This window comes from Halobacillus hunanensis, from assembly GCF_900166655.1.
Taxonomy (GTDB): domain Bacteria; phylum Bacillota; class Bacilli; order Bacillales; family Halobacillaceae; genus Halobacillus_A; species Halobacillus_A hunanensis.
In genome coordinates this window covers 91,206-103,298 of record NZ_FVZB01000007.1, presented here as the reverse complement: position 1 = coordinate 103,298, position 12,093 = coordinate 91,206, and the positions used below count along the sequence as shown (strand labels likewise).

The 12,093-nt window shown below is 37.7% G+C and carries 9 protein-coding genes and 1 pseudogene; 1 reads left to right on the top strand and 9 read right to left on the bottom strand.

Features of this window, described 5'->3' with window-relative positions:
• Positions 1 to 6: 6 nt before the first annotated feature.
• The 6 genes and pseudogenes from B5354_RS13050 to B5354_RS13020 form a co-directional block, all read right to left on the bottom strand.
• A complete protein-coding gene (locus B5354_RS13050; protein ID WP_079529259.1) occupies positions 7 to 375 on the bottom strand; it encodes a hypothetical protein in 369 nt (122 codons plus the stop codon).
• A gap of 210 nt (positions 376 to 585) precedes the next feature.
• On the bottom strand, positions 586 to 1,203 hold the full coding sequence (locus B5354_RS13045; protein WP_079529258.1) for a TetR/AcrR family transcriptional regulator: 618 nt from the start codon (positions 1,201 to 1,203) through the stop codon (positions 586 to 588).
• Complete coding sequence (locus B5354_RS13040) at positions 1,200 to 2,630, bottom strand: MFS transporter (protein ID WP_079529257.1); 1,431 nt, start codon at positions 2,628 to 2,630, stop codon at positions 1,200 to 1,202. Before B5354_RS13040 ends, B5354_RS13045 begins: the two co-directional genes overlap by 4 nt.
• A 712-nt stretch (positions 2,631 to 3,342) precedes the next feature.
• Entirely contained in the window at positions 3,343 to 4,239 is an 897-nt protein-coding gene (locus B5354_RS13030) for a group II intron reverse transcriptase (protein ID WP_245804789.1), read from the bottom strand.
• A 157-nt stretch (positions 4,240 to 4,396) separates the two neighbouring features.
• Complete coding sequence (gene ltrA / locus B5354_RS13025) at positions 4,397 to 5,641, bottom strand: group II intron reverse transcriptase/maturase (RefSeq protein WP_079529254.1); 1,245 nt, start codon at positions 5,639 to 5,641, stop codon at positions 4,397 to 4,399.
• Positions 5,642 to 6,189: 548 nt separating this feature from the next.
• Positions 6,190 to 6,483, bottom strand: a pseudogene (locus B5354_RS13020) (RNA-dependent RNA polymerase family protein); the annotation flags it as partial.
• A 477-nt stretch (positions 6,484 to 6,960) separates the two neighbouring features.
• On the opposite strand from B5354_RS13020, the gene B5354_RS13015 reads away from it, so the two are divergent.
• Positions 6,961 to 7,182: a hypothetical protein gene (locus B5354_RS13015; protein WP_079529252.1), complete on the top strand. Its 222-nt coding sequence runs from the start codon at positions 6,961 to 6,963 to the stop codon at positions 7,180 to 7,182.
• Between the two features lie 201 nt (positions 7,183 to 7,383).
• On the opposite strand, the gene B5354_RS13010 is transcribed toward B5354_RS13015, so the two are convergent.
• From B5354_RS13010 to B5354_RS13000, 3 genes are all read right to left on the bottom strand, one after another.
• Positions 7,384 to 7,785 (bottom strand): hypothetical protein, encoded by a 402-nt coding sequence (locus B5354_RS13010; RefSeq protein WP_079529251.1) that lies wholly within the window; start codon positions 7,783 to 7,785, stop codon positions 7,384 to 7,386.
• Between the two features lie 202 nt (positions 7,786 to 7,987).
• Positions 7,988 to 10,939, bottom strand: a complete 2,952-nt coding sequence (locus B5354_RS13005) for a Tn3 family transposase (protein ID WP_079529250.1) — start codon at positions 10,937 to 10,939, stop codon at positions 7,988 to 7,990.
• Between the two features lie 14 nt (positions 10,940 to 10,953).
• Positions 10,954 to 11,808: a tyrosine-type recombinase/integrase gene (locus B5354_RS13000; protein ID WP_079529249.1), complete on the bottom strand. Its 855-nt coding sequence runs from the start codon at positions 11,806 to 11,808 to the stop codon at positions 10,954 to 10,956.
• Between the last annotated feature and the right edge of the window lie 285 nt (positions 11,809 to 12,093).

Below are 12,093 nucleotides of genomic sequence, written 5' to 3'. Positions count from 1 at the left end.
CGGAATTTACATTTTAGAGATTCCGCTAGCAAGAATGCTAAATAAGAAACTGATGGTTGTTAAACCAGCAACAGGTATGGCAAAACCTTTGTTATTTTTAAATTCATAAGCAGCTACAAATACTCCCGCCACACATAAGACCAACCATACAGGAGTAAATATTCGCTCTGCTATGTTCATAGGTAGTAAAGCGTAAGACCCAGTTAGGAAAAGCAACCAATTAATAACCAACAGCCCCAAAACTCCGTATGAAATTTTCCGAGGTGCTGGTCCCTTCTCATTCCTTTTAACAGCCATAAATGCAGGTATAACAAACGTCATAAGTATAATCGTTCCTACAACTACTCCAAATATTAGTGAAAATGTGATTACCATCACTCCTTTGGATTGATGAGAATATGAAGTCCCTTCATTTTAACACAAAATGGAAATCAGGAATCCCTCTTTCCTTAAAATTATTATTCAATTATCTGGCCCGATACATCAATAAAAGCGCAATCCTTTGTTCCAGAATTGCGCCCGTTTGCTGAACAGTCTTTTCTAATATTAGCTGGTATTGCAGATGATGGTTATAAAAATCCTTGTTTACGATCCCCGCAACTCCAACAAAAAATATATTTGATCTGTAATCTCCGATAAGACCTGCTCTTTTGATACACTATCATCCAGTAGATATACCATGATTTGTGCTGCCAAGATACTGTACATTAGAGTAACCGATCTATTGACCGGATAGGATTCAGATAAATGTCCCGTTTCTTTTTCCCGTTCTAGCACTTTTGCCATTAAGAACATGAACTGTTCATCAATAGCAAGCATTTTGTCAGATACTTCTTTAGAATTTTCAGTTTCATTGGCCATAACTGAAAACAAACCCCTATAAAATGAACGTGGGAACTGATGAAACACTGTCATAGACAAAGAAATGATGTCATGTATTTTTTCTGGCAGGCTGAGAGAATCATCCTGTTGAATCTTTGCAACCTGTGATGATAAATCAGGCAGATTATTACGGAATATTTCCTGCAGCAATCTTGATTTCGATTCGTAGTAATTATAAAGGGTGCCTACACCGATATCACAGTCATGTGCGATGTCCTTCATGGTTGTTTTTTCATATCCTTTAGAAACAAATAAACGTTTGCCTGATACTAAAATTGCTTCTCTCGTTTTTTCTTTTTTTCGTCCTCTAAGGTTGCTCATTTTGAACCCCCTTTTCCTGTTATATCTTCATTCGAAGCCACTCTTTTTCGATTTGCGCTTACAAACAAACCAATGATAGCTCCCAAAAGTGACACCAGAACACAACTGAGAAGTGCCCCATTAATCGCTTCTGCTTCTTTTACATTAGCCATTAACTGACTTTGCCAGATAGCTGAAACGACAGATACGCCCAATCCAATGCCAAGAAGAAAGATTGTGTACGAAATCCGCCAAGCAGCATCGGACTTTTTAGTTGAAACATTTTTGTCTCGTATGTTGACACTCAAATCTTCCTGAGCGACGAATCCGGCCCCAGCAACCACCAACGGCGCAAGGAAAAAGACCCATGTCGTTTCGGCAGAGACATGTGCAAGCCAAAATGTACCTATAGCCACTAATAAGAAACCTGGAGTCACTAACCATCGAGCGTCCACACGTTTGGCAAGAAGTTCAGTAACAGGCGAGACCACAATTCCACCCACAATAACCGTCAGTAATAGCAACCCAGAGATCAATGCTGAGTAACCAATCTGTGTCTGCAAAAAATCAGAAATAGCAAAATAAATGCCCATACTTGCGAATTCACTTGCCCAACGCAAAAAGTTACCCAAAGTGAATGATTTGTGGAATAATCTCATGTTAATCAACGGATGCTGTACACACAATTCTGAAATTACAAATAAGAATAATAGAGCAATAGAGACTCCAAAAAAGGCCAGGATGACCGGTGAAAACCATCCGAACTGTGCACCCTCAATAATCGAGAAAAACAGTAAAAACAAACCAATACCACCAAAGACCAAACCAGTCATATTTGGCATTTGTTGATCATAAACAGGACTTGACTTGCTAATGACATAAGGGGTTGCCAAAATAACAACAATACCTATAAGAACGTTCAACCAAAAGATATATTCCCAGGATAAAAATGTTGTTATTGCTCCACTTAACGGCGTTCCCAACAGTGCCCCTGCAATAAAGGCAATACCCTGTACTTTAAAAGCCAGTTGTTGTTTTTCACCTGTAAATGTTGTTTTAATCAGAGCAAAGACACTTGCTTCTATCATGGCCGCCCCGATACCCAATACGATTCGTGCACCAATCAAAAACTCCATAGATGGAGCAATAGCACACGCAATCGAAAAAATAGTAAAAACCATTACTCCAGACAGGAAAAGTTTTCTCTTCCCATAGATATTAGCCACTGCAGCACTCGGGTGTAGGAAGACAGCAAAAGATAAGGTGAAGGCTGCAATCACCCATGTGGCCTGATCAAGACTTCCGCCCAAGTCCTTCATAATTGTTGGCAGTGGAATGAACATTGAGGAAGAATCCAAAACTACAACAAATGAACTCATTGTCAAAACAAATAACATTATCCGTTGTTTTGGTTCAAGTACTGTTCCTTGTTGCTTTTCATTATTCATTATTGATCCCTTCTCTAACTATTTCTTAAAGTAAATTGCTATGTTTGGCTTTAAATATGTGAATTGCATTCATAAATGAATGCAATTCACATATTAGATATATAAATAATATCTGTCAATATCCAACCATCAAGTACTATTATAAAAATAGCCACTCTGTTCTTTAGAGTTGGTCCCCTCACTGTGTTCCCATTCAAATAAAACTTTTGTTATATATACATGTTTCTGATTAGGCCTGATTAAGGAACTACTTAATGGAAATAAAAGCAATAATTAATGCATTGTATTATAGTTGTTATGTGGGAAAGTAATCATTCACAGCCACCTTTTTAAAAGAAAGAGAGACTTATTGATGGGAACATTAGACAAATTACAAACCTTTATCATACTATTTGCTGTTAGTTTTGGTCTTTTATTAGGGCAAGCAAAAAAAAGGTTCGGGTGTCCTACCTGCTGGAAGGTTAGAAGATTTGGGCTGTTTTACGATTCGGAGTGCAAAAGGAAAAATAACCATAATAAAAAGCAGGCGTAGACCTGCTTTCCGATTGATCTTTATGCGTTTTGGTCTTTGGCGTAGTTTGTTACACAATCGTTAGCAATAGGTAAGCGTTTGAAGTTATCTCCGGCTTTTCCCCTGCTCCGCACCGAACGTGCTAGTTTCCCAGCATTCGGCGTTCCATCTAATGATATGTATTAAATTATAAGTTCCTTGTTACTCTTCGAGACTGGATCGCTCGATCCCTTCCATCCCACATACCTTACGGTATTGGTTAATTTTATCTAAAATTCGTTGGTTTTGTGGAATCTTTTCAAGATAAACTTTGATTCGCTCGATATCTCTAATGTGAATGAGCCGGTGAACATCTTTATGGAGAATGCGGAGATTTTGAAACTTATCCGTCCCTCCAAGACTCTTGGGTACGTAATGATGACAATGAACATCTGAAGCATGTAAGTACTCGCCTGTAATTTCACATTTGCCCATCTTCATACTGTACCGACTTATTCGATTATCAAGATATTCTATACTCCGATTCTGTAGAGAAGCTTTCATTAAATAACCGACTTCTTGTTGTATATCCGGTCGTAACTTTTTATAAATTTGTTCTCTACCTTTCTTTGTGTAAAGCGAAAGCTTTGGACTGAAGTTCATCGTATGGAATGTTTTAACATTACCAATAGGAAAAAGGTACATCCCTCTAATGTTGATAGTCTTCGTTCCTAAGCTAAAGTTCTTCTTATAAAAAGGTGGTGGCTGAAAAGGATGTTCTAGTTTTCCAACCGGTCGAAGACGGTTCACTAGAAATGGTTTAAGATCGAAAGCAAGACGTGAGAACGCAAGGCTTACATGAGTCGCTCGCTTGAAGTAATGATGAATACCCAAAACGAAACTATTATAACGTTGAATATTTCCAGCAGAAGGGGAAGCTTTTATTCTTCGAATGAGCTTCTTAGCTTCCTGTTTGATTTTCCTTCTTTTTGAGGAAATGACCCCTGTATGGGCCACTCGTTTCTTCCCCTTTTTATTCGCACGAATGGTGAAACCTAAGAACTCTGATTCTCGTTTTCTCAAGTTTACAATTTGAGATTTCTCTGGAGAGATGTCCAACTTTAAACGCTCTTTGAGGTAAAGACGTACCGCATGGTACCACCGTTGAGCTGTCTTTCCATCTCGGCATAGAATTTTAAGGGAAGTAGACCACTGGAACCTCCCCAGTAGCCCCTCTCAGAACCGGACGTGAACCTCTCGGCTCATCCGGCTCCCATTATTCAGCCGTAGGCTTAATACCTAATTCCCAGTGTTTAAAAAGCCTGGGGTTTTGTTTCGCAATTCTACCCATAAAATGTTCTGCCCTTTTCTTATGTTTTGCTAACTTTTTATATTTTCTCCTAGCCCACATAATTAAGGCTTTATTTACATGCCTTAAAGCATTATACATTTCGGATTTGTAGAACTTACCATAGTAATTGACCCAACCTTGAATTACAGGATTAAACATATTTGAGAGGTCTGTGAGATCCTTTTCTGCTTTCAATTGCAGTTTCCAATCCCTCACTTTTTGACGAATTGACTTCTTCGATTTATTACTAATCGCAGGTGTGAAATTCACAAAATGTTGCCCCCACCTGTTCTTTGACAGCCTAGGTCTAAATGTGTAGCCTAGAAAATCGAATGAGATGTTTTCATGCTCTTCTTTTCTATCCGCATCCTTACAATATACAACTTTCGTTTTGTCTGGATGTAATTCAAGCTTGCATTCCCTCATTCTCTTATCGAGACATTCTAGCATTTCTTTTGCCTCTTTTTCTGTCCTACAGTGGATGACTGCGTCATCTGCATATCTAACAAACGGATTCTTTGAGTGCTGAATAGCCATCCATTTATCAAACGTGTAGTGAAGAAATAAATTCGCTAATACTGGGCTAATTACTCCACCTTGCGGTGTCCCTGATGTACGTTCTCTTATTCCTTCCTTCGTTTGAAAAGGTGCTTTCAACCATCTCTTGATATATAACTTTATCCAGTCGGTTTGTGTATGCTTTTCTACTGCTTTCATCAATAAATCATGATCAATGTTGTCAAATAATCCTTTAATATCGAATTCAAGTACCCAATTGTACTTCCAGCACCGTTTTCGTGTGGTTTCTATTGCTTGGATAGCACTTTTGTTAGGTCTGTATCCATAAGAATCGTCGTGAAAGAATGGTTCGACCGAAGGTTCGAAAAATAATTTCACTGTCATTTGGGCAATTCTATCCGCAACCGTTGGAATCCCTAACATTCTAGTACCTCCGGCTTTCTTCGGTATTTCCACGGCCTTAACTGCTGGAGGGAAATAGCTTCCAGATGACATTCGATTCCAAATTTTATACAAGTTATCTTTGAGGTTCGCTTCGAAATTTTCGATTGATTGTTCATCAATTCCTGCTGACCCCTTGTTTACTTTCACTTTTAGGTAAGCTTCATATAATAATTCTTTAGGTATTGCATATGGCTTTGTTTTAATCATAAGTTCCTCCCATTTGATGGTTGACTTGTTCATAAAACTGAATAACATAACCCCTTCACTCCGTCTCCGTTAGGAGATTTCACAGTTACTACGGGTTATTCCGCCCCTATACATGGCATTGGTACTCTAATTCTTGTGGGATTTCCACTTGAACTTCTTCCTTAGCATCCATGTCGTAGGTTCCTACGTTCCGCACTCAAGCCTATATTAAGTTCACGCTGCCTTTATACCGGTCACCGAACGGACAGTAAACAGGTTTCCTCCGAACTTATCCTGAGTTAACGACTCCCCCTCAGTTTTGATGACATTCCTACGCTTTCGATACTTCCTCAGCAGTTCAATGGTTTTCGTCTCCTTAATATGTACCTGACAAAATCTAGTCCTGCCTTTTCCTTAACGCTCAATACCATAGCTTTTGACTATAGCACCTTAAGGTGGTTTGCAATCTCTACCTGTATAGCGATTGCGAGAGGCCTACTCTCATCTTAAGTGCAGCATAGCTCCCTTTGGTGCGCTTACGCACAACTTGGTTGCTTTCGTAGCACACAATCATCGGCGTACCTAATCAAGTATCCTTGCTTCAAGTTTGTTTGTTTTCTAGCTCGCCTTTTAGCATCATCTGAACTGTAGGTTTTTGTGAGAGGAAAGAACTCCCATTGTCCTGCAACCCATTGATCTAAGTCATTTAGAACGACATTGGAGAGTAAAGGGGATAGAATACCACCTTGTGGTGATCCTTTCACAGGCACTCCTTCTCCATCGATTTCAGACTTGATCATTTTAGCTATACAAGCGAGAACCTTTCGGTCTCGAATGCCCATATTCCAAAGCTGTTTATTTAGGGGTACCGCCAGCAAAACGCGGAAAACGTACGCTAAGCAAAACTCGACACAAAAAAGTCCGGCTTCCCTTACGTTAAGGGGGGTAGTACCAACATTTTAACGTAATACTCACGCTAAGACAGTTTTCACATAAAAAAGACCGGAATTCTGTACGCTAACGAATTCCGGTCTTTTAAAATTTTCTATGTATTTACGTAGTTATCAGAATGTCTGATGCGACCACATAGGGAATGATGAAAAGCGTTCTATATTTCGACAGTCCTATTTTCCTCTTTTTATATTATTCAAATGTACCTTATATATGCCCACATGGCAATAACTGAATTGTCTTCCCCGATAATGTCCTCTACTTGTCATTTCAAATAATTTGCAGGAATATTACAAAATTATGTCGAAGTAATAATTAACATCAAATAAATGGAATAGGAGGTATTTTGTACAAAGACATCTATCAAAATACTAAATGGAGGGTATGTTATGAAAAAGTTTTATTTAGTTGTTGCACTGCTTTTAAGTGTCGTATTTTCTCTATTTTCTCCTACAAGCGAAGCTGAAGCTGCAGCGTGTAGAAATCTAGATATAAGCCTTTATTCTCAAAATACTGCAAATGGAGAAGTAATTTTAAGAATAGAAGGTACCCCTGGTAATGAAATTCAACTTGCAATAGGGAAACATATGATGGAGGTACAATTCATGTAGAGTATTTTTATATGCCTAGTAGTGGGGTTGTTTATAAAGGATTTGACCTTGGTAGTGATGGATATTATCGAGCTTATACTTTTCAGTATCATCCATGCACAGATAACGACGCAGTTTATTTCTCGATGTAATAAAATGAGCATATATATTTAAAGATCGCCTTAATCTGTTCAGTTGATTAGGGCGATCTTTTTACGAGACTTATTTTCCTGATCTTTCCGCATTACTATTGTCTGTTACGTTAATTTTAAATAATTCAGGTTCATACTTAGTGTCCTTTATAACCTCCATGGCTATTTGTTTCATCTGATTCTTTATTTTTTCAGTAGCTTCTTTATCTACCGAATTTATTTCTATTTCAACTTTTTTATTGGGTGAAATCTCATATTCCATCCCAAATGAGTAACCTTCTTTATATAATTTATATCCCACTTCTTGCAAAACTTCATCTTGTATATCTTTGTTATATTCTATATCAGACTCGACAAACCCATTATTGTTTTGTGCACTTACTTTTTTATTTAACCCGGCGCCTGTAGTAAAGGTGAACATGATTAAGAACGATGAACTTATCGCCAAAATTCCAACAATAATTTTTTTCATTTAATTTCCTCACTTTCTTAGGGTAGTTGTTACATATTATGTCCCATTATATAGATAAGAATTCAAAAAGTCATTCCATCATTTTACAACTTTTTGTCACATTACTCACGCTAAGCTATTTATTTACAAAAAGAGGGCTGGAATAGCGTAGATATCGAATTTAAAATGTTGGAGGGACCCCGTTAAGAAAATTTGGCTATTTTCACTTCATATTTAAAGGATGCAGCAATTCGACGGTGGTGCTGTTTTTAGATTCAAAACGATATTCTCCAAGAAAATTGATATGCTCCCACCCTAATGGTGAAATATGATTCAAAAGCTCCTCTTTCATTTCCCCCTTCTGTCTTAAAACTGTAACAGCTTTCTCCAAATAAACAGTATTCCATACACAAATAGCATTTATAATGATGTTCAGTGCGCTGGCACGTTGGAGCTGATCTTGAAGAGCCTTTTCCCTCAACTCACCATGTTTTCCAAAGAAAATGGCACGTGCCAATGCATTCATAGCTTCTCCTTTATTAAGCCCCTTTTGGATCCTCCGTCGCATAGAAGCATCTGCAATATAATCCATCAAGAAAATGGTTTTTTCTATTCTACCCATTTCACGTAATGCCTTGGCAACTTTATTTTGTCGGGCGTAAGATCCCAATTTCCCCATAATAAGGGCACCAGATACTTTTCCAGTTTGAATAGAATGAGCTAGACGTAATACATCATCATAATTATCATGAATAACTTTTCGATCAACTTTACCTCTTATAAGGGTTTGAAGCTTAGGGAAATCGCTAGGTGGGTTCATAGAGAAAAGTTTTGAATCAGATATATCACGTAGCCTTGGGGCAAAACGAAAACCCAACAAATGGGTTAATCCGAAAATTTGATCCGTATAGCCAGCTGTATCCGTATAATGCTCTTCAATGTTTAAATCAGATTCATGATGAAGTAATCCATCTATGACATGTACTGCGTCTCGGGCGTTGGTATTAATCACTTTATTATAAAAGGTAGAAAATTGGTCACTTGTAAAGCGATAAATGGTTGCGCCTTTCCCTGTACCATAATGAGGATTAGCTTCAGCATGTAAAGATGAAACACCTACTTGTACACGCATACCATCGGAAGATGATGTCGTTCCAGTTCCCCAGTAAGAAGAGAGCGCTCGTTTGTGATGGAAATTAACTAACTGTGCTTGAGCACGATTCATCGCATCCTCATACATCCTCCATTGAGAAGTGTTGGCCATTTGTCGATAAGAAATATCCGGGGTTGATTCTGCCATTTTAGTTAAGCCGATGTTCGTTCCCATAGCCATTATGGTAGCTAATAAAATTCTCTTCTCCTCTTTGTCTGGTATTCGTCCTGTTGAAGCATGAATGAATTGCTCATCAAAATTTGTCCAATTGCTTACTTCCATGAGTAGATCAGGGAGTTTAATCCGAGGGAGCATAGCATAAAGGGATAAGCTAAATTCTCTCGCCTCTTCTGGGACATCCTTTTCCAACCGTTTTATATGTAGTCTTCCTTTATCTAGATTAATCCCATCCAATTCTTTGTTGTTTTTGGACAACCATTCGAGACGTTGGTTCAATGAAGTTTCTCTTTCAGTTAAATAGTTACCAGCAGAGATAGGTACAGCCAGTTTAATTCCTTTGGTGCAATCGGTATGCCATTCTTGTTTTGTCACAAAATAATCTTCAATATCCTTGTGTTGCCTGCTGCCAACCACTGAAATATCACCGGAACGGATATGGTTCTTTAATTCCGTTAATGCAGCCATTTCATAATAATGGCGGTTAATAGCACCATCCTCATCATAGACGTGCTTTTCCCAACGTTTTGGAACAAAATCGACTGGTGACCCTTCCGGTATTTTCCGTTTTCCTGTTTCATTCATGTCGTTTATGGTGTCAAGGGCTTTTATTATTGGTTTCGCAGCAGTAGTTGAACGAAACTCAATGGATTTAAGTAGCGTCGGTGTATATTTTCGCAGATAAAAAAACCTTTGTTCTAACAAATCTAGGTAATCATAATTCGGTGGACGTGAAAGTTCTTTAGCTTCCTCAACTGATTGGATCACTTTTTCCCATGACATGATAGATTCAATCGTTTCAAAAGGATCAAGATTTTCATTTTTCGCTTTTATTAAAGCTGTACCTAGATTGGTAAAGTGTATTAACTTCTCATTCACAGTTTTCCCATTTTGTTTCTGAATTTCTTCTTGTGCTTTTCGACCTTTATTTTGAAGAGATACAATTTGTTTATCATGTATATCAATGGCTTGATCAATGAGATCTTGACTTAAGTCCAGTATATAAGTAACTAGAACACTGTATCTTTTGTTAGATAGGAACCGTCTGAAAGCATAAGGTTCATACCTGGCACCTAACCGGGATAATTGGCGAAAACGGTTGGGAGGAATGTCATGGGTATTGACCTTTAAATCAAGCTTTCGAATATATTCTAATCGTTCAATGACTTTTAAAAATGTGTCCGGTGAGGATGTACCAGGATATTCTTTCAACCAAGCTAGTGGCGTTTTTCCGTTATCCATAGTGGGCTCTAGAAGAGAATCCAACTGTTGTTCTTGTTTCGGTGATAGTCCATCATTAATTGAATTAAAGATCCATTGTTCTGCTCGATTACGCGCCTCCCATACAACCCTCTCTATGGTCGTCATACCAGGTAAAATGATTTTTCTTTTACGTAATTCCTCAATGGATTGCCTAATCAACAGGACACTATTTCCATTTTCAATTGCCCGATGAAATAGGTAACGTGAAAGATAACGATATTCGCTAAGCGAAAAGTTTTTGTATCCATATTCCTGTCTAATTTCTTCCAGGTGTTCACGCCTTGTAGGTCCGCGTTGAGCGTATAAGGCGAATGATTCAGGATCAATATCTAGCTGTTTCGCTATATAGGATAAAATTAACGGGGAGACTTCCTTTATGTCTGATAAAGACCATCCCGGATAACGAAGTAAACATAATTGAACAGCAAAGCCCAATCGATTGTGTTTCCTACGATGACGATTAATGACCTCTAGATCATAGTTAGAAAATGTATAATAGGTAGCCAGATCCCATTCTGTAATCTTGGACGGATGCAAGAATTCTTCTCGTTGTTCAGGAGTAAGCAATTCTTTTCCTCTCATTCATTTTCACCTTCCTATAATAATTCCATTTTACTTTTTAATTTCGCTTGATCTGGATTGGTATATAAGAGTGTCGTATGAACATTTGAATGCCCGGCTTGGTTGGCCACCTCATGAATACTAAGACCTTTTTCAATCCCATTTGAACAAAAGAAATGGCGTAATTGATGAGGTGTTACCGAATCACTAAAATTCTTAAATATGCGGTTCACGACTGTTCGATCTAGCCGGACCCGTTTTTTGCTGAGGAAGAGATAAGGCGAATGCTCCGAATTTGTATATTTATCTCTTACTTTTAAGTATTCTCTTAGAGATAGAATAACCTTACTATTAAAAAGCACGATCCTTTGCTTCTCTCCTTTTCCATTTCGGATAATACATTCACCAGTTTGTAAATTAAAATCATCTAATTTAACAGCAAGGGCCTCTGAAATACGGAGACCAGTGTAAGCAATAAGGACGACTATAGCATAATTTCGCTTGTTACTACTTTCCAATACATTTTGTAGAAACTGTTTTACTTCTGTTTCTGTCACCTTCGTAGGTGATGCGTAAGAAGTTTGAACTTTTAACATGTCCGATTTGTCTACGACAAATTCATCTTGTTTATTTGTTTCAATCAAAAAAGCGTTGAATTTAGAGAGACTACTAATCTTACGATTAATCGTTTTTGCATTTTGCATTTTGACATTTTTTAAAAAGCTAATGTATTCCAATACATTTTCACGGTACAAGGCTGGACATTCTTTACCATACGAATTGTGAAACCACTGGAAGTATTGCTTCATATCTTGTTTATACCCTTTGACGGTGATTTCACTTTTTGTTTGTTGATGGAGATAAGAAGTGAAATCGTTAAGCAAATCCATATGTATAACCCTCCATAAATTGTGTTGCGTTAAAATTCTAGTGTTTTGATATAAATTGTGTTGCATAACTAGGTTTATTATAAGGTTTGTAAACTGCTAATGCAACACAAATGATATTATGTTGCATTAAAGCTAAAAGAAATTAACGTACTGTAAAGTCTTTAAATTAGGGACTTTTTATAATTAGCGTACAAAATTCTTGTTTGGTGGTGGTACCCCTTATTGCTGTAATACCTATATTTTTTCTACAGAGGGAAGGTTATGGTTGACACGAGAACAAACTGT